20 protein-coding genes and 1 tRNA gene are annotated in these 20,364 nt (G+C 67.5%); 2 read left to right on the forward strand and 19 right to left on the reverse strand.

Translation table 11 applies throughout. From position 1 onward, the window contains the following. The 16 genes from ASD78_RS11855 to tpiA form a co-directional block, all read right to left on the reverse strand. Positions 1-1,524 (reverse strand): NADH-quinone oxidoreductase subunit M, encoded by a 1,524-nt coding sequence (locus ASD78_RS11855; protein ID WP_055899730.1) that lies wholly within the window; start codon positions 1,522-1,524, stop codon positions 1-3. A 66-nt stretch (positions 1,525-1,590) separates the two neighbouring features. After that, positions 1,591-3,735 carry an NADH-quinone oxidoreductase subunit L gene (gene nuoL / locus ASD78_RS11860; RefSeq protein ID WP_056101615.1) on the reverse strand — a complete coding sequence of 715 codons (2,145 nt, stop codon included), beginning with the start codon at positions 3,733-3,735 and terminating at the stop codon, positions 1,591-1,593. Positions 3,736-3,740: 5 nt separating this feature from the next. Next, a complete protein-coding gene (gene nuoK, locus ASD78_RS11865; RefSeq protein ID WP_200944187.1) occupies positions 3,741-4,037 on the reverse strand; it encodes an NADH-quinone oxidoreductase subunit NuoK in 297 nt (98 codons plus the stop codon). A 26-nt stretch (positions 4,038-4,063) separates the two neighbouring features. After that, the gene (locus ASD78_RS11870; protein WP_055899734.1) at positions 4,064-4,699 is read right to left on the reverse strand and encodes an NADH-quinone oxidoreductase subunit J; all 636 of its coding nucleotides are present in this window, start codon (positions 4,697-4,699) and stop codon (positions 4,064-4,066) included. Positions 4,700-4,708: 9 nt separating this feature from the next. Beyond that, entirely contained in the window at positions 4,709-5,197 is a 489-nt protein-coding gene (gene nuoI / locus ASD78_RS11875) for an NADH-quinone oxidoreductase subunit NuoI (protein WP_055899736.1), read from the reverse strand. Positions 5,198-5,212: 15 nt separating this feature from the next. Next, the gene (gene nuoH, locus ASD78_RS11880) at positions 5,213-6,277 is read right to left on the reverse strand and encodes an NADH-quinone oxidoreductase subunit NuoH (protein ID WP_156087743.1); all 1,065 of its coding nucleotides are present in this window, start codon (positions 6,275-6,277) and stop codon (positions 5,213-5,215) included. 15 nt (positions 6,278-6,292) lie between these two features. After that, on the reverse strand, positions 6,293-8,524 hold the full coding sequence (gene nuoG, locus ASD78_RS11885; RefSeq protein ID WP_056101618.1) for an NADH-quinone oxidoreductase subunit NuoG: 2,232 nt from the start codon (positions 8,522-8,524) through the stop codon (positions 6,293-6,295). Between the two features lie 103 nt (positions 8,525-8,627). Beyond that, a complete protein-coding gene (nuoF, locus tag ASD78_RS11890; protein ID WP_055899742.1) occupies positions 8,628-9,995 on the reverse strand; it encodes an NADH-quinone oxidoreductase subunit NuoF in 1,368 nt (455 codons plus the stop codon). Positions 9,996-10,006: 11 nt separating this feature from the next. Then, positions 10,007-10,534: an NADH-quinone oxidoreductase subunit NuoE gene (gene nuoE, locus ASD78_RS11895; RefSeq protein ID WP_055899743.1), complete on the reverse strand. Its 528-nt coding sequence runs from the start codon at positions 10,532-10,534 to the stop codon at positions 10,007-10,009. A gap of 40 nt (positions 10,535-10,574) precedes the next feature. Beyond that, entirely contained in the window at positions 10,575-11,876 is a 1,302-nt protein-coding gene (locus tag ASD78_RS11900) for an NADH-quinone oxidoreductase subunit D (RefSeq protein WP_055899745.1), read from the reverse strand. After that, positions 11,873-12,601, reverse strand: a complete 729-nt coding sequence (locus ASD78_RS11905; RefSeq protein ID WP_055899748.1) for an NADH-quinone oxidoreductase subunit C — start codon at positions 12,599-12,601, stop codon at positions 11,873-11,875. Before ASD78_RS11905 ends, ASD78_RS11900 begins: the two co-directional genes overlap by 4 nt. Before the next feature lies 1 nt (position 12,602). Beyond that, positions 12,603-13,187: an NADH-quinone oxidoreductase subunit B gene (locus tag ASD78_RS11910; RefSeq protein ID WP_055899751.1), complete on the reverse strand. Its 585-nt coding sequence runs from the start codon at positions 13,185-13,187 to the stop codon at positions 12,603-12,605. Continuing rightward, positions 13,178-13,534: an NADH-quinone oxidoreductase subunit A gene (locus tag ASD78_RS11915; RefSeq protein WP_055899755.1), complete on the reverse strand. Its 357-nt coding sequence runs from the start codon at positions 13,532-13,534 to the stop codon at positions 13,178-13,180. Before ASD78_RS11915 ends, ASD78_RS11910 begins: the two co-directional genes overlap by 10 nt. A gap of 144 nt (positions 13,535-13,678) precedes the next feature. Next, positions 13,679-13,763: transfer RNA gene (locus ASD78_RS11920), tRNA-Leu, on the reverse strand. A gap of 127 nt (positions 13,764-13,890) precedes the next feature. Further along, entirely contained in the window at positions 13,891-14,388 is a 498-nt protein-coding gene (secG, locus tag ASD78_RS11925) for a preprotein translocase subunit SecG (protein ID WP_055899758.1), read from the reverse strand. Positions 14,389-14,445: 57 nt separating this feature from the next. Then, positions 14,446-15,198: a triose-phosphate isomerase gene (gene tpiA / locus ASD78_RS11930; protein WP_056101623.1), complete on the reverse strand. Its 753-nt coding sequence runs from the start codon at positions 15,196-15,198 to the stop codon at positions 14,446-14,448. Between the two features lie 102 nt (positions 15,199-15,300). Here tpiA and ASD78_RS11935 point away from each other — a divergent pair, with 102 nt between their 5' ends. Both ASD78_RS11935 and ASD78_RS11940 read left to right on the forward strand, forming a co-directional pair. Next, entirely contained in the window at positions 15,301-16,107 is an 807-nt protein-coding gene (locus ASD78_RS11935; protein WP_055899764.1) for an SDR family oxidoreductase, read from the forward strand. Further along, on the forward strand, positions 16,104-16,676 hold the full coding sequence (locus tag ASD78_RS11940; protein ID WP_055899767.1) for a DNA-deoxyinosine glycosylase: 573 nt from the start codon (positions 16,104-16,106) through the stop codon (positions 16,674-16,676). Before ASD78_RS11935 ends, ASD78_RS11940 begins: the two co-directional genes overlap by 4 nt. A 347-nt stretch (positions 16,677-17,023) precedes the next feature. On the opposite strand, the gene ASD78_RS11945 is transcribed toward ASD78_RS11940, so the two are convergent. The 3 genes from ASD78_RS11945 to accD form a co-directional block, all read right to left on the reverse strand. Beyond that, positions 17,024-17,962 (reverse strand): 2-oxoglutarate and iron-dependent oxygenase domain-containing protein, encoded by a 939-nt coding sequence (locus ASD78_RS11945; RefSeq protein WP_055899770.1) that lies wholly within the window; start codon positions 17,960-17,962, stop codon positions 17,024-17,026. A 100-nt stretch (positions 17,963-18,062) separates the two neighbouring features. After that, positions 18,063-19,406 (reverse strand): phosphoglucosamine mutase, encoded by a 1,344-nt coding sequence (gene glmM / locus ASD78_RS11950; RefSeq protein ID WP_055899773.1) that lies wholly within the window; start codon positions 19,404-19,406, stop codon positions 18,063-18,065. Beyond that, positions 19,403-20,302 (reverse strand): acetyl-CoA carboxylase, carboxyltransferase subunit beta, encoded by a 900-nt coding sequence (accD, locus tag ASD78_RS11955; RefSeq protein ID WP_055899776.1) that lies wholly within the window; start codon positions 20,300-20,302, stop codon positions 19,403-19,405. Before accD ends, glmM begins: the two co-directional genes overlap by 4 nt. Between the last annotated feature and the right edge of the window lie 62 nt (positions 20,303-20,364).

Raw genomic sequence — 20,364 nt, forward strand, 5'->3', positions numbered from 1 at the left:
TTACAGCCCCATCTGCAGCTTGGAGGTGGCGATCTGCGTCGCCAGGTTGGCGATCGCCGGTTCCATCAGGTCGGTCAGCGGCTTGGGCCAGATGCCCAGGATCAGCACGCCGGCGGCGAACACGCCCAGGACCAGGGCCTCGCGCGGGTTGATGTCTTCCAGTTCGGCGACGTGGGCGTTGCCGACCTCGCCCCAGATGGTGCGCTTGACCAGCCACAGGGTGTAGGCGGCGCCGATGATCAGGGTGGTCGCCGCGGCGAAAGCGATCATCGGGTGCTTCTGGAATGCGGCCAGGATGACCATGAACTCGCCGACGAAGCCCGAGGTGCCCGGCAGGCCGGAATTGGCCATGGCGAACAGGACCACGAACGCGGCGAACCAGGGCATCACGTTGGCGACGCCGCCGTAGTCCTTGATCATGCGGCTGTGCATGCGGTCGTAGAGCACGCCGACGCAGGTGAACATCGCGCCCGACACGAAGCCGTGGCTGATCATCTGCACCATCGCGCCCTGCAGGCCCAGGCGGGCGGCGTCGACGTTGCCGTAGTCGCGGACCAGGGCGAAGGAGATGAAGGTGCCCAGGGTTACGAAGCCCATGTGCGAGACCGACGAGTACGCGATCAGCTTCTTCATGTCCTCCTGGACCAGCGCGACCAGGCCGACGTAGACCACCGCGATCAGGCTCAGCGCGATCACCAGCCAGGCCCACTCCTGCCCCGCGTCCGGCACCACCGGCAGGGTGAAGCGCAGGAAGCCGTAGCCGCCGATCTTCAGCATGATCGCGGCCAGGATCACCGAACCGGCGGTCGGTGCCTCGACGTGCGCGTCCGGCAACCAGGTGTGGACCGGGAACATCGGCACCTTGACCGCGAACGCGATCAGGAACCCGAAGAACAACCACATCTGCTCGGTCGCGGTCAGCGGCAGGGTGTACCAGTCGGCCAGCTGCCAGCTGCCGCTCTTGAGGTACAGGTAGATCAGCCCGACCAGCATGAACACCGAGCCGAGGAAGGTGTACAGGAAGAACTTCACCGCGGCGTAGACGCGGCGCGGGCCGCCCCAGACGCCGATGATGATGAACATCGGGATCAGCATGCCCTCGAAGAACACGTAGAACAGCATCGCGTCCATGGCCGAGAACACGCCCACCATCAGGCCCTCCAGGACCAGGAAGGCGGCGTAGTACTGGCTCACGCGCTTGTCGACCGAGCCCCAGGCGCTGATCAGCACCAGCACCGTGGTCAGGGTGGTCAGCGCGATCAGGGCGATCGAGATGCCGTCGACGCCGAGGTGGTAGCGGATGTCGTAGGCCGGGATCCAGGCGCGATCCTCGACGAACTGCATGCCGGCGTTGGCGGCGTCGAAGCCGGTGAACAGGAACACGCTCAGGGCCAGGGTGATCAGGCCGATGGCCAGCGCGAACCAGCGCGCGGAACCGGCGCGCTGGTTGCCGAACGCCAGGGTGGCCAGGCCGCCGACGATCGGCAGCCAGATGATCGCCGACAGCAGGTGCGTGCTCAGCAAGGGGGGCGTGCTCAGGGAAACCACGCTCAGCAAGGGCTCGGGGCTCACGTCTCGGTCCTTGTCCTGTTAGCGCCAGTAACGAATCAGCACGGCCAGCAGTGCAATCAGGCCGAGGATCATCGCGAAGGCATAGTGATAGAGATAACCGGATTGCACGCGGCGCACGATTCCGGCGACGAGGTCGACCGCGCGCGCGCTGCCCTCGACGATGCCGCCGTCGATGACGCGGCTGTCGACTTCGCGCGAAGCCTTGCCCAGGCGCACGCCACCGGCGGCGAAGCCGTCGATCCAGAGCTTGTCGAAGCCGTACTTGTTCTCGAGCACGCGCACCGGCCAGGCGAACATCCGGCGCGCCTTGGCGGGCAGCTCGGGCTTCCACCAGTACATGATCGTGGCCAGGACGAAGCCGGAGAAGGCCAGCAAGAAGGCCGGAGCCGTGAGGCCGTGCAGGGCGAACTTGAGCGGACCGTGCCAGGCTTCCTCGCCGACCAGGGCGACGGTGTCGCGCGCCGGCGCCAGGTCGATCGAGCCCAGGAAGAACGGCAGCTGTTGGACGTGACCGGCCCAGTCGGTGCCGAACAGCATCGGGCCTGCAGTGAAGTAGCCGATCAGCACCGACGGGATCGCCAGCAGGATCAGCGGCAGCGTGACCACCCAGGGCGACTCGTGCGGCTCGTGCGCGCCGTGGTGGCCATGGTCGTCATGGGCATGCTCATCGTGGGCGTGCGCGTCGTGATGCGCGTCGTGACCGTGATCGGCGTGGGCGTCGCGGAAACGCTCCTTGCCGTGGAAGGTCATGTAGAGCAGACGGAAGCTGTAGAACGCGGTCACGAAGGCGCCCAGCAGCACCGCCCAATAGGCGTACTGCGCGACCCAGGTCGCGTGCGCGCCGGTGGCGGCGTGGTGCGCGGCCTCGATGATGGTGTCCTTCGAATAGAAACCCGAGAAGAACGGCGTGCCGACCAGGGCCAGCGTGCCCAGCAGGCTGGTCCAGTAGGTGATCGGCATGTACTTGCGCAGGCCGCCCATCTTGCGCATGTCCTGCTCGTGATGCATGCCGATGATCACCGAGCCCGCGGCCAGGAACAGCAGCGCCTTGAAGAAGGCGTGGGTCATCAGGTGGTAGACCGCCGACGAGTACGCCGACACGCCCAGCGCCACGGTCATGTAGCCCAGCTGGGACAGGGTCGAGTACGCGACCACGCGCTTGATGTCGTTCTGGACGATGCCCATCAGGCCGGTCCAGAACGCGGTGGTGGCGCCGATGAACAGCACGAAGTTGAGCGCGGTCTGCGACAGCTCGAACAACGGCGACATGCGCGCGACCATGAAGATGCCCGCGGTGACCATGGTCGCGGCGTGGATCAGGGCCGAGATCGGGGTCGGGCCTTCCATCGAGTCCGGCAGCCAGACGTGCAGCGGCACCTGCGCCGACTTGCCCATCGCGCCGATGAACAGGCAGATGCAGATCGCGGTCGCGGCCGACCAGACCACCGGTTCGGCGGTGACCGACCAGGTCTGGCCGAACAGGCTGACCGTGCCGCCCCAGATGCCGATGGTGCGGCCGGCGATGTCGGTGGCCTTGGCGAACACCACGCCGTAGTCCAGCGAACCGGTCGCCCAAAGCACGCCGGCGATGCCGAGCAGGAAGCCGAAGTCGCCGACGCGGTTGACCAGGAAGGCCTTGAGGTTGGCGAACACCGCGCTCGGGCGCTTGAACCAGAAGCCGATCAGCAGGTACGACACCAGGCCCACCGCTTCCCAGCCGAAGAACAGCTGCAGGAAGTTGTTGCTCATGACCAGCATGAGCATCGAGAAGGTGAACAGCGAGATGTAGCTGAAGAAGCGCTGGTAGCCGGGGTCCTCGGCCATGTAGCCGATGGTGTAGACATGCACCAGCAGCGAGACGAAGGTGACCACCACCATCATCATCGCGGTGAGCTTGTCGACCATGAAGCCGACATTGGCCTCGATGCCGCCGACCTGGAACCAGGTGTAGATGTTCTCGTTGAACGGGATCGCGGCCTGCGCCAGCAGCTGCCACAGCACGTAGCACGACAGCGCGCAGCTGACCGCGACGCCAAGGATCGTGACGGTGTGCGAACCCGCACGGCCGACCTGACGCCGGAACAGGCCGGCGACGATCGCGCCCAGCAGCGGCGCGAGCACGATGGCGAGCAGGACGGACTTGGAGAGTACGACGGGTTGCATGCCGGTCAGCCCTTCATCGAGTCGATTTCAGCGACGTTGATCGTGCGCCGGTTGCGGAACAGCGTGACCAGGATCGCCAGGCCGATGGCGGCCTCGGCGGCGGCGACGGTCAGGATAAAGAACACGAACACCTGACCGGCCGGATCGGCCAGCTGGCGCGAGAACGCGACGAAGTTGATGTTGACCGCGAGCAGCATCAGCTCGATCGACATCAGCAGCACGATCACATTCTTGCGATTGAGGAAGATGCCGGCGACGCTGATGCAGAACAGCACCGCGCCCAGCGCGAGGTAGTGGCCCAGGGCCAGACCGGCTCCGAAGAATTCGTTCACGGCTTGGCCTCCTCGGCGGGCGCTTCGGGTTCCGGCGGCAGCGGCTTGACCGCGTCCATCTTGACCATGCGCAGGCGGTCGCTGGCGCGGACGCGCGCCTGCTCGGACGGGTTCTGGTGCTTGGCGCCCGGACGACGGCGCAGGGTCAGCATGACCGCGGCGATCACCGCCACGGTCAGGATCACCGCAGCGACCTCGAACGGCAGCAGGAATTCGGTGAACAGCGCGCGCGCCAGCCAGGCGGTGTTTTCGCCGCCGGACGGGTCAGCGGTCAGCGGCGTGGCGACGTTGGCCTTGACCCCGATCAGGGTCAGCATCTCGACCAGCATCACCACCGCGACCAGAAGGCCGACCGGCAGGTAGCGCACGTAGCCCTCGCGCAGCGGCGCGACATCGATGTCGAGCATCATCACCACGAACAGGAACAGCACCATCACCGCGCCGACGTAGACCAGGATCAGGGCCACGCCGAGGAACTCGGCGCCGGCGATGATCCAGACGCAGGCGACCGAGAAGAAGGTCAGCACCAGGCTGAGCGCGGCGTGCACCGGATTCTTGACGCTGATCACCGCCACGGCGGCGGCCGTGGCCGCGAAGGCGAAGACGAAGAAAGCGATCTGGGCGAGATCCATATCGGGCACTCAGCGGAAGGCGGCGTCGGCAGCGCGGCGCTCGGCGATCTCGGTCTCGAGACGGTCGCCGATCGCCAGCAGCTGTTGCTTGGTGACGATGTTCTGTCCGCGCTGGTCGAAGTGATATTCGTGGATGTGGGTCTCGACGATCGAGTCGACCGGGCAGGACTCCTCGCAGAAACCGCAGAAGATGCACTTGAACAGGTCGATGTCGTAACGCGTGGTGCGGCGGGTGCCGTCCTCGCGCTTGGTCGAGTCGATGGTGATCGCCAGCGCCGGGCACACGGCCTCGCACAGCTTGCAGGCGATGCAGCGCTCTTCCCCGTTGGGATAGCGGCGCAGCGCGTGCACGCCGCGGAAGCGCGGCGACTGCGGCGTCTTCTCCATCGGGTACATCAGCGTGTACTTGGGCTTGAACAGGTACTTGAGCGTCAGCCCAAGGCCCTGCGCCAGCTCGATGAGCAGCAGGCTCTTGAAGTAGGAAACGATGCGATTCATGTCTTGAGCCTGTCCTTACACGCCCGGCTGGAACACGTTGTAGTACGCCATGACGGCGACCACGCAGATCCAGGCGATGGTCAGCGGAATGAACACCTTCCAGCCCAGGCGCATGATCTGGTCGTAGCGGTAGCGCGGGAACGAAGCGCGGAACCAGATGAAGCAGCTGGCGAAGAAGAACACCTTCGCGAACAGCCACCACCAGCCGTCGACCGAGAGGAACGGAATGCCCAGGCCCTGGAACGGGCTCAGCCAGCCGCCGAGGAAGAAGATCGAGGTCAGGAAGCTGATCAGGATCATGTTCGCGTATTCGGCCAGGAAGAACAGCGCGAACGCCGAACCCGAATACTCGACCATGTGACCGGCGACGATTTCCGACTCGCCTTCGACCACGTCGAACGGCGCGCGGTTGGTCTCGGCCACGCCGGAGATGAAATAGACCACGAACAGCGGCAGCATCGGCACCATGAACCATTCCAGCGCGCCGGCGTTGCCGGACTGCGCCATCACGATGTCGGTGAGGTTGAGGCTGCCGGCGCCGACCATCACGCCGACCATGGCGAAGCCCATCGCGATCTCGTAGGACACGACCTGGGCCGCGGCGCGCATCGCGCCGAGGAAGGCGTACTTCGAGTTCGAGGCCCAGCCGGCCAGGATGATGCCGTACACGCCCAGCGAGGTCATCGCCAGCAGGTACAGCAGGCCGGCGTTGGCGTTGGACAGGACCACGCGGGTGTCGAACGGCACCACCGCCCAGGCCGCGAACGCGGGCGCCAGGGTCAGCAGCGGCGCCAGCTTGTACAGGAAGGGCTCGGCCTTGGCCGGCTGGATCACTTCCTTGAACAGCAGCTTGAACACGTCCGCGAAGGCCTGAAGGATGCCCATGCCGACGTACATCGGACCGCGGCGCACGTGCATCCAGCCGATCAGCTTGCGCTCCCAGACCACGTAGAACGCGACGGTGATGATCACCGGCATCGCGATCAGCAGGATCTTCAGCACGATCCAGGCGACCGCGCCGGCGTTGCCGAACGACAGGAACCAGTCGCGCATCGGGTCGACCACCTGGGTGGTGAACATTCCGTCCGTCATGGCTTAGGCCCTCCCCGCCTGGACGCGACCGGCGCCGAGCGGCGCGGTGGCGCCGTGGCCGGTTTCGATCCAGATGGTGCCGCGCGCGACCTTGTCGCTGGTTGCGACCGGCAGGGTCGCGGTGCCGGCGGCGGCGCTGAACTTGCCGACCGCACCGTCGGCCAGGCCGGCGGCCTGGGCGTCGAGCGGATGCAGCACGGCGCGCGGTTCGAGGTTGAGCGGATGCGATTGCAGGGCGGCGGCGCGGCGCACGGTGGCGTCGCTGCGGTAGATCGCGATGCTGGCCGCGACCTCGAAGCCCTCGCCCGCCGCGTTGGCGGCCTTGCCGGCGGCCGGCTTGAACGAGCGCGGCTCGATGCCGGCGCGCAGACCGGCCAGGTCGGTGAAGTCGAAGCCGGCCGCACCGAGTTCGCCGCCGAGCGCGCGCAGCACGCGCCAGCCGGCGCGCGCCTGGCCCTGCAGCTTGCCGCCGGCGCTGGCGGCCTGGTCGCGACCGTCGAGGTTGGTCAGGGTGGCGTCGATTTCGGGCAGCAGACCGATCGGCAGGATCACGTCGGCGACGGCACGGGTCGAGCGGCAGGCGTAGTGGCTGAAGGCCACGACCTGGGCCTGACCGAGCGCCTTGAGCGCGCTGGCGGTGTCGGCGAAATCCAGGCCAGGCTCGATGCCGTAGATCAGGTAGGCGCCGCGCGCATCGGCGAGCATGCCCTGGGCGTCGCGCGCACTCGGCAGCACGCCGTGGCGGCTCAGGCCGAGCGCGTTGGCGCCCTGCGGGATGCGGCACAGCGCGGCACCGGTGGCGGCGGCGAAATCGGCCGCGGCGGCGCGGATCGCGGATGCGTACGGGCCGTTCTCGGCCAGAGCGCCGAGCACGATGGCGACGCGGGTACCGGCCTTGGCGGCGTCGCGCAGAGCGGCGTCGGCGAGCGCCGCGGCGAGCTGCGACGGCGCGACGATGTGCTTGCCGGCGATGTCGAAAGTGAAATCGAAGTCGACCGGATTGACCACGTGCACCTTGGCGCCGCGGGTCCAGGCCTTGCGCACGCGCTGATGCGCGAGCGGCAGTTCGTGGCGCAGATTGCTGCCCACGATCACGATCACGTCGGCCTGCGACAGTTCGGCGACCGGCATCGCGAAGGCTTCGGCGACGGCGGCGTCGGACAGGTCGTGCTGAGCGATGCGATGGTCGAGGTTGCCGGTGCCCAGGGCCTGGGCCAGGCGCGCCAGCAGCGCGCCCTCCTCGTTCGAGGTCGCCGGATGCGCCAGGATGCCGAGGGCGTCGGCGCCGTTGTCGCGCAGGATCTTGGCGGCGCGCGCGAGCGCGTCTTCCCAAGTGGTCTCGCGCCACTCGCCGCCGTCCTTGACCATCGGCGCGGTCGCGCGGTCTTCGGCGTACAGGCCCTGGTGCGAATAGCGGTCGCGGTCCGACAGCCAGCACTCGTTGACCGCTTCGTTGTCGCGCGGCACCGAGCGCAGCACGTCGCCGCGGCGCACGTGCAGGAACAGGTTGCTGCCGAGCGCGTCGTGGTAACCCAGCGACTCGCGCGCGGTCAGTTCCCAGGGACGGGCCTGGAACTGGAACACCTTGTTGGTCAGCGCGCCGACCGGGCAGACGTCGATAACGTTGCCGGACAGCTCGGTGGTCAAAGGCTTGCCGTCGTAGGTGCCGATCTGCAGGTTCTCGCCGCGGTACATGCCGCCGAGTTCGTAGGTGCCGGCGACTTCCGCGGTGAAGCGGACGCAGCGCGTGCACTGGATGCAGCGCGTCATCTCGGTGGCGACCAGCGGCCCCATGTCCTCGTCGGGCACCACGCGCTTGCGCTCGGCGAAGCGGCTGACCGAGCGGCCGTAGCCCATCGACAGGTCCTGCAGCTCGCACTCGCCGCCCTGATCGCAGATCGGGCAGTCCAGCGGGTGGTTGACCAGCAGGAATTCCATGACGTTGCGCTGCGACTTCAGCGCCTTGTCGCTGCGGGTGACGACCTTCATGCCGTCCATCACCGGCGTGGCGCAGGCCGGCGCCGGCTTGGGCATCTTCTCGACTTCGACCAGGCACATGCGGCAGTTGGCCGCGATGCTGAGCTTGTCGTGGTAGCAGAAGCGCGGGATCGGAATGCCGGCCTTGTCGGCGGCCTGGATGATCATCGAGCCCTTGGGCGCGGCCATCTCGACGCCGTCGATGAAGACGGTGACGTGATCCGGCGGCAGGTTCGGATTAACGGGTTGAGCGCTCACAGCGAGCCCCTCATCGAAGCGGCGTACGAGCCCCTTGAGGCAAGGGGCGCATTGTTCGGGCGCGACGCGCCCGGGCAATGGGGGTTCCGGGAGCGTGCAGCGCTCATGCGGCCACCTTTTCGACCGTGCCGGCGGCTTGATCGTCGACCAGGAAACGCTTGTTCACGATCGCGTACTCGAACTCGCTCCAGTAGTGGCGCAGGAAGCCCTGCACCGGCCACGCCGCGGCTTCGCCGAACGCACAGATGGTGTGGCCTTCGATCTGGCCGGCGGCGGCGCGCAGCATCTGCAGGTCGTCCAGCGTGGCCTGCTTCTCGACGATGCGGGTGAGCATGCGGTACATCCAGCCGGTGCCTTCGCGGCAGGGCGTGCACTGGCCGCAGCTTTCCTTGAAATAGAAGCGTGCGATGCGCTGGCAGGCACGGACCATGCAGGTGGTCTCGTCCATGACGATCACCGCGCCCGAGCCGAGGCCGGAACCGGCCTTCTGGATCGCGTCGTAATCCATGGTCAGACCCATCATGGTCTCGCCCGGCAGCACCGGCATCGAAGAACCGCCCGGGATCACCGCCTTGAGCTTGCGGCCTCCGCGCATGCCGCCGGCCATCTGCAGCAGGTCGGCGAACGGCGTGCCCAGACGAACCTCGAAGTTGCCCGGATTGGCCACGTGGCCGGAGACCGAGAAAATCTTGGGGCCGCCGTTGTTGGGCTTGCCGAGATTGAGGAACCACTCGGCGCCGTTGCGGATGATCGCCGGCACCGAGGCGTAGGTCTCGGTGTTGTTGATCGTGGTCGGCTTGCCGTACAGGCCGAAGTTGGCCGGGAACGGCGGCTTGTAGCGCGGCTGGCCCTTCTTGCCTTCCAGCGACTCCATCAGCGCGGTTTCTTCGCCGCAGATGTAGGCGCCGGCGCCGAGCGCGCCGTAGATGTCGATGTCCACGCCGCTGCCGAGCACGTTCTTGCCCAGCCAGCCGTGCTCGTAGGCTTCCTTCAGCGCCTGCTCGAAATGCTCGAACGGCTCGTGATGGAATTCGCCGCGCAGGTAGTTGTAGGCCACGGTCGAACCGGTGGCGTAGCAGGCGATCGCCATGCCCTCGACCACCGCGTGCGGGTTGTAGCGCAGGATGTCGCGGTCCTTGGCGGTGCCCGGCTCGGATTCGTCCGAGTTGCACAGGATGTACTTCTGGGTGCCGCTGCCCTTGGGCATGAAGCTCCACTTCAGGCCGGTCGGGAAGCCCGCGCCGCCGCGACCGCGCAGGCCCGAGCCCTTGACCATATCGACCACCTGGGCCGGATCGATCTTCTCGCTCAGGATCTTGCGCAGCGCCGCGTAGCCGCCGGTCTTGAGATAGTTCTCGTACGACCAGGGCGTGTCGAAATGCAGCGTCGTGTAGACGACCTGATGCTCCTGCGGAGCCGGGCCGACCGGGCCGTAGCCCTTGGAATAGTCGTGGTGATCGTGATGCGCCATCTGGCCCTGCCTCACTTCAGCCCGTCGAGAATCTCGTCCACCTTGGCGGTGTCGAGCTTCTCGAGGTAATGACCGTTGACGACGACCACCGGCGCGCCGCAGCACGCGGCCAGGCACTCTTCCTCGCGCTTGAGGAAGACCCGGCCGTCGGCGGTGGATTCGCCGAGCTTGCAGCCCAGCTTCTTCTCGGCGTGCCGGACCAGGTCCTCGGCGCCGTTGAGCCAGCAGCTGATATTGGTGCAGAAGGCGACGTTATGCCGGCCGACCTTCTCGGTCTCGAACATCGAATAGAAGCTCGCGACCTCGTAGGCCCACACCGGCGGCAGGTCCAGGTACTTGGCGACCGCGGCGATCAGCTCGTCGCTCAGCCAGCCGCCGTTCTGCTCCTGCGCGGCATGCAGACCCTGCAGCACGGCCGAGCGCTTGCGATCCGGCGGGAACTTGCTCAGCCAGTGATCGATATGCGCGCGCGTCTTGTCCGACAGCGCGGCCATCGGATCGACATGCTGCGCGGTTTCGAAATTGCCTGTCGCCTTCATTCGTTCTTTTCCTCAATGATCGCCGCTCGCCCCGGGGCGATCAGCGGTCGATCTCGCCGAACACGACGTCGTAGGTGCCGATCATGGCCACCACGTCGGCCAGCATGTGGCCCTTCACGATCTCGTCCATCGAAGACAGGTGCGCGAAACCCGGCGCACGCAGCTTGCAGCGGAACGGCTTGTTGGCGCCGTCGGAGACCAGGTAGCAGCCGAACTCGCCCTTGGGCGCCTCGACCGCGGCGTAGGTCTCGCCGGCCGGCACGCAGTAGCCTTCCGAGAACAACTTGAAGTGGTGGATCAGGGCTTCCATGTCGTCCTTCATTTCTTCGCGCTTGGGCGGCGCGACCTTGAAGTTGTCGACGATGACGGGGCCCGGATTGGCCTTCAGCCACTTAACGCACTGCTTGATGATGCGGTTGGACTCGCGCATTTCCGCGATCCGGACCAGGTAGCGGTCGTAGCAGTCGCCGTTGACGCCGACCGGGATGTCGAAATCCACCTCGGCGTACTTGGCGTAGGGCTGCTTCTTGCGCAGGTCCCAGGCGATGCCGGAGCCGCGGACCATCGGCCCGGTCATGCCCAGCGCCAGCGCCTGTTCCGGCGAGACCACGCCCACGCCGACGGTGCGCTGCTTCCAGATGCGGTTGTCGGTCAGCAGGGTCTCGTACTCGTCGACGCGCTTGGGGAAGTCGTCGGTGAACGCGTCGAGGTAGTCCAGCAGCGAGCCTTCGCGCCATTCGTTGAAGCGCTTGAGGCTGCTGCCCTTCTTCCACGGCGATTCGCGGTACTTGGGCATGCGGTCCGGCAGGTCGCGGTAGACGCCGCCCGGACGGTAGTAAGTCGCATGCATGCGCGCGCCGCTGACCGCTTCGTAGCAGTCCATCAGCTCTTCGCGTTCGCGGAAGGCGTACAGGAACACCGCCATCGCGCCCAGGTCGAGCGCGTTCGAACCCACCCACATCAGGTGGTTCAGGATGCGGGTGATCTCGTCGAACATGGTGCGGATGTACTGGGCGCGCTCGGGCGCCTGGATCCCCAGCAGGGTCTCGATCGCGAGCACGTAAGCGTGCTCGTTGCACATCATCGACACGTAGTCGAGGCGGTCCATGTAGCCGATCGACTGGTTGAACGGCTTGGACTCGACCAGCTTCTCGGTGCCGCGATGGAGCAGGCCGATGTGCGGATCGGCGCGCTGCACGACTTCGCCGTCCATTTCCAGGATCAGGCGCAGCACGCCGTGCGCGGCCGGATGCTGGGGACCGAAGTTCAGGGTGTAGTTGCGGATTTCCGCGTTGTTGAGGCCGGAAGTGCCGCTGGCCTTGTTCGGAACCTGGGCGTTCACTTCTTCACCTCCGCGCGCTGCGCGGCTTCGCCGACGGCGGTCTGGTAGCGGGCGTCGTCGCGGATCACGCGCGGCACGCCGACGCGCGGTTCGATCGACACCGGTTCGTAGACCACGCGCTTCTTTTCGGCGTCGTAACGCACTTCGACGTTGCCGATCAGCGGGAAATCCTTGCGGAACGGGTGACCGACGAAACCGTAGTCGGTGAGGATGCGGCGCAGGTCCGGATGGCCGTCGAAGACGATGCCGAACAGGTCGAAAGCCTCGCGTTCGAACCAGTTCACGCCCGGCCAGATCGAGGTCAGCGACGGCACGGTCGGCAGGTCGTCGTTCTCGGCGAACGCGCGCAGGCGCAGGCGGCGGTTGTGCTGGTAGGACAGCAGGTGCGCGACCGCGGCGTAGCGGCGCGCGGGCGCGGTGGCCTCGCCGTTGGGCGACTCGCCCCAGACGAAGCGGCCGGCGCTCTTGCCCTCGACGCCGCGCGAGAAACCTTCCGAGGACACATCGGTGTCCCACTCGTCGCTGCCGTAGCTGAGGTAGTCGACGCCGCTGACGTCGACGCACTGTTCGAAGCCGAATTCGTCGCGCAGCGCGCGTGCGGCGTCCAGCCAGCCGGCGGCGCTGGTTTCCAGCGTCACTTCGCCGCGCGGCTGGGCGACGATGACGACGGCCTCGGCGAAGCGGGCGCGCAGACGTTCTGCGAAGGCGTTCACGGTCTCGGTCATGTCAGCGCATGCCCTGCTTGTGTTCGCCGAAATTGGTGCCGCGACGGATCTTGCGCTGCAGCTGCAGGATGCCGTAGACCAGCGCTTCGGCGGTCGGCGGGCAGCCCGGCACGTAGACGTCGACCGGAACCACGCGGTCGCAACCGCGCACGACCGCATAGGAATAGTGGTAGTAGCCGCCGCCATTGGCGCAGCTGCCCATCGAGATCACCCACTTCGGGTCGGGCATCTGGTCGTAGACCTTGCGCAGCGCCGGGGCCATCTTGTTGACCAGGGTGCCGGCCACGATCATCACGTCGGACTGGCGCGGCGACGGGCGGAACACCACGCCGTAGCGGTCCAGGTCCAGGCGCGAGGCGCCGGCGTGCATCATCTCGACCGCGCAGCAGGCCAAGCCGAAGGTCATCGGCCACATCGAGCCGGTGCGCGCCCAGTTCCAGAGCGTATCCAGATTGGTGGTGACGAAACCCTGCTGCAACAGCGGGTTCTCGCCTTCCGGGCGCAGGATGTCGTCGAGGCGGCCTTCCGGAATCGGGTTGTGCATCAGGCCCGAAACGGTGTCGCTGACGGTTTGGATCACTCCCATTCGAGCGCTCCCTTCTTCCAGACGTAGACGAAGCCGAGCAGGAGCATGCTGGCGAAAATGCCCATCTCGATCAGGCCGACCACGCCGAGTTCGCGGAACACGGTGGCCCAGGGCACGATGAAGATGATTTCCAGGTCGAAAATGATGAACTGGATGGCGATGAGGTAGTAGCGCACGTCGAATTGCATGCGCGCGGCCTCGAAGGCCTCGAAGCCGCATTCGTACGGAGACAGTTTCTCCACAGTCGGGCGCTTGGGCCCGAGCGTGTTGCCTACCACCAACAGGGCGACGCCAATGACGCTGGCGACGATCAGGAACAGCAGGGTCGGCAGGTATTCGGCCAGCACTCGGTGTTCTCTCGGCTACTTGGCCGCGTTTCCGCAGCCTTGGCTCGGCGGTCTGGCTGTTCGGAATGCCGATCAGGCCAGTGGCGCGGCCCGTCTTGCGTGCCGCACCTCGGGTAGTTGGTGCGTGGTATAGCTGATTCGGTGTGGTGCCCAAAGGGGGACTCGAACCCCCACGACTTGCGTCGCTACCACCTCAAGGTAGTGCGTCTACCAATTCCGCCATCTGGGCAATCAAACCTGGCCATCCTGGCCCTGGCTCCGTCGGTACCGCCCGAAGCCGTTCGGTCATCGCTGACCGCGCCCCGGTCGTCCGTTCCAGGCCGCTTGACTCACAATCTATATGTTACCGCGCTTTGTCAGCCGCCCGAAGCCGGTTGCGACTGCGGTGGGGTCTGCTGCGGGGCCGGAGCGGCCGGAACCGTGGTCCCGCTGGCGGCCGGCGCCTGCGGCGCGGTCGTAGCCGGAGCGGCAGGCACGGTCGAGGCCGGAGCCGCCGGAACCGTCTGCGCAGGCGCAGCCGGAACCGTGCTGCCGGTCGCGGGCTTGGCCGGAACGGTGGTCGGGATCTCCGACGCCAGGCCGGCGTCCTGCTCGGCCGGGGCTGCGCTGCCGATACCGGCCGCGCCGCGCGAGGCCTGCCAGGCCATGAACAGGCTGATCGCAAAGAACGCGATCGCCAGCCACTTGGTGGCTTTGGACAGGAAGTTGGAGGAACCGCGGGCACCGAACACGGTCGCCGAAGCGCCGCCGCCGAAGCCCGAGCCCGCCTGCGCACCCGCGCCGCGCTGCATCAGGATCAGCGCGACCATGGCGATCGCGATCAGTACATAGATGACGTTGAGGAACAACAGCATCGTTGAATTCTTTTCTTTGGCTACGTTGTGACGACCGCCGGGCGGGCCCGAAGTTCGTCAGGGTGCCGCCGCGGCTGCGATGGCGTTGAAATCGGAGGCCACCAGGGAGGCTCCGCCGACCAGGCCGCCGTCGACGTCGGGCTGCGAAAACAGCGCGCCGGCGTTGTCGGCCTTCACGCTACCGCCGTACAGAATGGGTAGCGAGCCAGCAATTCTAGCATCGTGTCCGGCGATTTCGCTACGAATGAATGCGTGCACGGCCTGCGCCTGCTCCGGGCTGGCGGTCTTGCCGGTGCCGATCGCCCAGACCGGCTCGTAAGCCAGGATCGCGCCTTCCAGGGCCGCCACGCCGAGCTGGTCCAGGACCGGGCCCAGTTGCTCCTGCAGGCGGTATTCGGTCTGGCCGTCCTCGCGTTCGGCCAGGGTTTCGCCGATGCACAGGATCGGCACCAGGCCGGCGGCCTTGGCCGCGGCGAACTTGCGCGCGACCAGTTCGCTGCTTTCGCCGTGGTACTGACGGCGCTCGGAATGGCCGACCAGGCCGTAGCGCGCACCCACGTCCACAAGCATCGCGGCCGAGACTTCACCGGTGTAGGCGCCCTTCTCGTTGGTGCTCACGTCCTGGGCGCCGAAATCCAGACCCTGGCCGATGTAGTGCTCGACCAGCTCGCCCAGGTACGGCAACGGCGGCAGGATGATGCGTTCGACCCCGGCCGGCGCCGTCGCGGCGGCGACCTGATCCAGCAACCCGAAGGCGAACTCGCGGCTGCCGTGCAGCTTCCAGTTTCCGGCGACGATCCTGCGGCGCATGGCCACTCCGTGGTACGAAAGGGCGCAAGTTTACCGCAGCCCTGCGCCGCGCACGGAGCGCCGCCGTCAGGGATCCCGACACGACCGGCAACGAGTCCCCGCATGCCCGAAACCGCAAACCCGCCCTACGCCCTGATCACGGGCGCCTCCGCCGGCATCGGCGCCGCCCTCGCCCGCGAATACGCGCGCCGCGGCGTGCCGCTGGTGCTCACCGCGCGCCGCGAGGACCGCCTGCAGGCACTGGCCGCCGAACTGCGCGATCGCGTCGCGGTCGAGGTGATCGCCGCCGATCTCGCCGATCCGGCGGCGCCGGCGCAGCTGCATGCGCAAACCCGGCAGCGCGGGCTCGCGATCGGCCACCTGGTCAACAACGCCGGCTACGGCGTGCCCGGCCGCTACCTCGCCGACGACTGGAAGGTCCACGCCGACTTCCTGCAGGTGATGGTGACCGCGGTCGCGGAACTCACCCATCGCTACCTGCCCGAAATGGAGCAGCGCGGCCACGGCCGCATCCTCAACGTCGCCTCGCTGGCGGGTCTGGTGCCGGCCTCGGCCGGGCACACCCTGTACGGGGCGGCCAAAAGCTTCGTGATCCGCTTCAGCGAGTCGCTGGCGCTGGAAAGCCGGCCGCGCGGCGTGCACGTGACCGCGCTGTGTCCGGGCTTCACCTACACCGAGTTCCACGACGTCAACGGCATGCGCGAGCGGATCTCGAAGCTGCCCCGCTGGCTGTGGCTGGACGCTGCGACGGTCGCGCGCCTGGGCGTGGACGCGGTCGAGCGCGGCGACGCGCGCTGCGTCACCGGCGCAGTCAACCGGGTCGTCGCCGGCGTGTCGAAGTACCTGCCCGAGCGTTTGGCCACCGCCCTGGTCGCCAGCCGCGCCAGCGATTTCCGCGACGCCGAATGAACGCGGCCGATGCGCGGGTGAGCAGCTTCGCGCCGGTGGCCGGCCCGGATGCGCGCGTGCTGGTGCTGGGCAGCATGCCCGGCGTGGCCTCGCTGACGGCGGTGCGCTATTACGCGCATCCGCACAACCGGTTCTGGCCGATCATGGGCGCGCTGGTCGGCGCCACGCCCGCCCTGCCCTACGAGCAGCGTCTGCAACGGCTGATCGAGGCCGGGATCGCGCTGTGGGACGTGCTCGCCAGCTGCGAGCGGGCCGGCAGCCTGGACGCGGCGATCCGCGCGCCGCTGGCCAACGATTTCGCCGGTTTCTTCGCCGCGCATCCGCGGGTGGGCGCGGTGCTGTTCAACGGCGCGCAGGCCGAGACGAGTTTTCGTCGCCTGGTGTTGCCGGGTTTGTCGGCGCCGCCGGTATTGCGGCGCTTGCCTTCGACGAGCCCAGCGAATGCGGGGCAGCGGCCGGAGGCGAAGCTGGCGGCTTGGCGGGAGGGCTTGCTTGAGGCAGGGATAGCACTGCGCGCTGCCCCTCACTCCGCAAGCGGGAGAGAAGCCAAAAGCGGAGGCTCGGAGTAGCTACCCTTCTCCCGCTCGCGGGAGAAGGTGGCCCGAATGGGCCGGATGAGGGCGCGCGAAAGATGAGTGGCGACGCGAGCTTGATCCTGCGCGCGCCCTCACCCCAACCCCTCTCCCGCGAGCGGGAGAGGGGCTAAAAGCGAAGGCTTCGGAGTAGCTCCCCTTCTCCCGCTCGCGGGAGAAGGTGGCCCGAAGGGCCGGATGAGGGCGCGAAAGATGAGCGGCGATGCGAGCTTGATACCGCGCGCGCCCTCACCCCAACCCCTCTCCCGCGAGCGGGAGAGGGGCTAAAGCGAAAGCGAGGCGTCACTACCCTCAACTTAGATGAGAGAGGGGCTGCCCACGGATTACTTCAGCTTGATCTCGCGCAACCGCTCTTCCAAATAGCCCTGCGCGGTGATCGGTTCCGGATAGCGCGAGGGGTTGTCCGGGGTGATCGTCGAGGGCAGCACGTCGATCAGGAAGTCCGGGTTCGGGTGCAGGAAGAACGGGGTCGAGTAACGCGGCTGGCGCGCCTTCTCGCCGGGCGGGTTGACCACGCGGTGGGTGGTCGACGGGTACACGTGGTTGGTGAGGCGCTGCAGCATGTCGCCGATGTTGACCACGATGGTGTCGGCGTCGGCGGTGAACGGTACCCACTCGCCCTTGCGCGACTTGACTTCGAGGCCTTCCGAGCTGGCGCCGACCAGCAGAGTGATGAGGTTGATGTCCTCATGCGCGCCGGCACGTTCGTTGGGAATGTTGTCGGCGGTGATCGGCGGGTAGTGGATCGGGCGCAGGATCGAATTGCCGGAGTCGGTCTTGTCGGCGAAGTAGTCCTGCGGCAGGCCGATGTGCAGGGCCAGCGCGCTGAGCACGCGCGAACCGAGGTTGTCCAGGGCCTGATACAGGCCGTAGGCCTGTTCGCGGAACTCCGGAATCTCCTCGGGCCACAGGTTGGCGGGCATCTCCGCGGCGTACTTGGAGTCGCGCGGAATCTCGCGGCCGACGTGCCAGAACTCCTTGAGGTCGAAGTGCTTGGAGTCCTTGGCGGTCTCCACGCCGAACGGGGTATAGCCGCGCGCGCCGCCGCTGCCGGCCACGTGGTACTTGCGCTTCACCTCTTCGGGCAGGGCGAAGAAACGCTTGAACAGGTCGTAGGACTGGTCGATCTGCGCGGCCGGGATGCCGTGGCCACGGATGCCGGCGAAGCCCCATTCGCGGTAGGCGGCGCCGAGTTCGGCGACGAAGGCCTCTCGATCAGTGTCGAAGCGGCGGATATCGAGGGTCGGGATTTGCGAAGTCATATTCGGTCTCATGGGTTCGGAACCGCTGACCATTCAGGGGCTCCGCGCGCCGGCGAAGGCGCGCTCGCGGATCGGATGCGCCGCACCGATCCGCCGTGTTTCATTGCGCGGCGATACGCACCGCGTCGGACAGCCGCTGCAGGGTATCGAGCATCAGCTGCCGATCATCCGCTTCGACGGTGACGCGCACCACCGGCTCGGTGCCGGAGGGACGCAGGAACGCGCGGCCGCGACCGGCCACGGCGGCCTGCGCCTGCGCCAGTGCGGCCTGCACTTCCGGCGCTTCGGCCGGCTTGGCGCCGCCTTCGTAACGCACGTTGATGGTCTTCTGCGGGACCTTGGCGAAGCCCTGCAGCGCCTGCCCCAGGCTGATGCCGCGGCGGCGCAGCACTTCCAGCACCTGCAGGGCGCTGACGATGCCGTCGCCGGTGCTGGCCCGGTCCAGGCACAGCAGGTGGCCGGAGGCCTCGCCGCCGAGCACGGCGTCGTGGGCGATCAGCTGCTGGTGGACGTAACGGTCGCCGACCTTGGCGCGGACGAAGCCGATGCCGCGCTGCTGGAACGCGCGCTCCAGGGCGTAGTTGGTCATCAGGGTGCCGACCACCGGGCCGCGCAGGCGCCCGCTCTCCTGCCAGTCGCAGGCCAGGACGTAGATCAGGTCGTCGCCGTCGCGGACCACGCCGTCGCCGTCGACGAACAACACCCGGTCGCCGTCGCCGTCGAAGGCGATGCCGAGGTCGGCGCCGCTGGCCTTGACCCGCTCGGCCACGGTTTCCGGATGGGTCGAGCCGACCTCGTCGTTGATGTTCAGACCGTTGGGATCGACGCCGATGGCGTCGACGCGCGCGCCCAGCTCGCGCAGCACCAGCGGGCCGAGCTGGTAGGTGGCGCCGTTGGCGCAGTCCATGGCGATGCGCATGCCGCCCAGGTCGAAGCCCTTGGGCACCGAGCCCTTGCAGGCCTCGATGTAGCGGCCCAGCGCGTCGCGCGTGCGCACCGCCTTGCCCAGTTGTTCGGAGGGCACGGTGCGGAACGGCTGTTCCAGCGCGGCCTCGATCGCCAGTTCGGTGGCGTCGTCGAGCTTCTCGCCTTCGGCCGAGAAGAACTTGATGCCGTTGTCGTAATGCGGGTTGTGCGAGGCCGAGATCACGATGCCGCCGTCGGCGCGCATCGAGTGGGTCAGGTGCGCGACCGCCGGGGTCGGCATCGGTCCCATCAGCTGCACGTCGACGCCGGCCGCGACCAGCCCGGCCTCGAGCGCGGCTTCGAACATGTAGTTGGAGATGCGCGTGTCCTTGCCGATGATCACCACCGGATTGCGCCAGTCGCGGCGCGCCAGGGCGTGGCCGTAGGCGTTGCCCAGGCGCAGGACGAAGTCGGCCGAGATCACGCCCTCGCCGACCCGGCCGCGGATGCCGTCGGTGCCGAAGTACTTGCGGCTCAAGCGGCGGCCTCCGCGTCGTCTTCCGGCTGCGGCTGTTTCATCATCATCGCCAGCAGGTGAGCCAGGCGCTCGCGCAGTTCGCGGCGGTCGCAGATCTGGTCGATGGCGCCATGGGCGACCAGGAACTCGCTGCGCTGGAAGCCTTCCGGCAGTTTCTCGCGCACGGTTTGCTCGATCACGCGCGGGCCGGCGAAGCCGATCAGGGCCTCGGGTTCGGCCATGTTGATGTCGCCCAGCATCGCGAACGAGGCCGAGACGCCGCCGGTGGTCGGATGGGTCATCACCGAGATGTACGGCAGGCCGGCCTCGCGCAGGCGCCCGAGCGCGGCCGAGGTCTTGGCCATCTGCATCAGCGAGAACAGGCTTTCCTGCATGCGCGCGCCGCCGCTGGCGGAGAAGCACACGAACGGGCAGCCGATCTCCAGCGCGGTTTCGGCCGCGCGCGCGAAGCGCTCGCCGACCACCGAACCCATCGAACCGCCCATGAAGGCGAAATCGAACGAGGCGGCGACCAGCGGCCGCTGCTTGAGGGTGCCGCGCATCGCGATCAGGGCGTCGCGCTCGCCGGTGGACTTCTGCGCGGCCTTGATGCGCTCGGAGTACTTCTTCTGGTCCTTGAACTTGAGCACGTCGGTCGGGCCCAGCTCGGCGCCGATCTCGCTGGTGCTGCCGGGATCGAACAGGGCGTTCAGGCGCACCCGGCCGCGAATCGGCATGTGGAAGCTGCACTTGGGGCAGACCTCGAGGTTTTCCTCGAGTTCGGGCCGGTAGAGCACGGCGCCGCAGCGGTCGCACTTCTCCCACAGCCCTTCGGGCACGCTACGGCGCTTGGCGCCGGCGGAGTCGGTGCGGATGCCGGTGCGGCTGCCGGGCATGAGTTTTTTGAGCCAGGACATGCGTTGCGATTTTCCCGTTCAGGCTGCTGAGGGTGCCGGTCCACGGTCCGTGGCGGAACCCG

The sequence above is a fragment of the Lysobacter sp. Root667 genome (assembly GCF_001427715.1).
In the GTDB taxonomy this organism is placed as follows: domain Bacteria; phylum Pseudomonadota; class Gammaproteobacteria; order Xanthomonadales; family Xanthomonadaceae; genus Lysobacter.

What these genes read in the sequence shown, in the direction of transcription:
- nuoF (WP_055899742.1), bottom strand. Translation starts at nt 9,995, where the DNA reads ATGGCGCATCACGATCACCACGACTATTCCAAGGGCTACGGCCCGGTC.
- ASD78_RS11905 (WP_055899748.1), bottom strand. Translation starts at nt 12,601, where the DNA reads ATGACCGAGACCGTGAACGCCTTCGCAGAACGTCTGCGCGCCCGCTTC.
- secG (WP_055899758.1), bottom strand. Translation starts at nt 14,388, where the DNA reads ATGCTGTTGTTCCTCAACGTCATCTATGTACTGATCGCGATCGCCATG.
- ASD78_RS11940 (WP_055899767.1), top strand. Translation starts at nt 16,104, where the DNA reads ATGAACGCGGCCGATGCGCGGGTGAGCAGCTTCGCGCCGGTGGCCGGC.
- nuoH (WP_156087743.1), bottom strand. Translation starts at nt 6,277, where the DNA reads ATGTTCACCACCCAGGTGGTCGACCCGATGCGCGACTGGTTCCTGTCG.
- tpiA (WP_056101623.1), bottom strand. Translation starts at nt 15,198, where the DNA reads ATGCGCCGCAGGATCGTCGCCGGAAACTGGAAGCTGCACGGCAGCCGC.
- nuoL (WP_056101615.1), bottom strand. Translation starts at nt 3,735, where the DNA reads ATGCAACCCGTCGTACTCTCCAAGTCCGTCCTGCTCGCCATCGTGCTC.
- ASD78_RS11935 (WP_055899764.1), top strand. Translation starts at nt 15,301, where the DNA reads ATGCCCGAAACCGCAAACCCGCCCTACGCCCTGATCACGGGCGCCTCC.
- ASD78_RS11870 (WP_055899734.1), bottom strand. Translation starts at nt 4,699, where the DNA reads ATGGATCTCGCCCAGATCGCTTTCTTCGTCTTCGCCTTCGCGGCCACG.
- nuoI (WP_055899736.1), bottom strand. Translation starts at nt 5,197, where the DNA reads ATGAATCGCATCGTTTCCTACTTCAAGAGCCTGCTGCTCATCGAGCTG.
- ASD78_RS11910 (WP_055899751.1), bottom strand. Translation starts at nt 13,187, where the DNA reads ATGGGAGTGATCCAAACCGTCAGCGACACCGTTTCGGGCCTGATGCAC.
- ASD78_RS11945 (WP_055899770.1), bottom strand. Translation starts at nt 17,962, where the DNA reads ATGACTTCGCAAATCCCGACCCTCGATATCCGCCGCTTCGACACTGAT.
- accD (WP_055899776.1), bottom strand. Translation starts at nt 20,302, where the DNA reads ATGTCCTGGCTCAAAAAACTCATGCCCGGCAGCCGCACCGGCATCCGC.
- nuoE (WP_055899743.1), bottom strand. Translation starts at nt 10,534, where the DNA reads ATGAAGGCGACAGGCAATTTCGAAACCGCGCAGCATGTCGATCCGATG.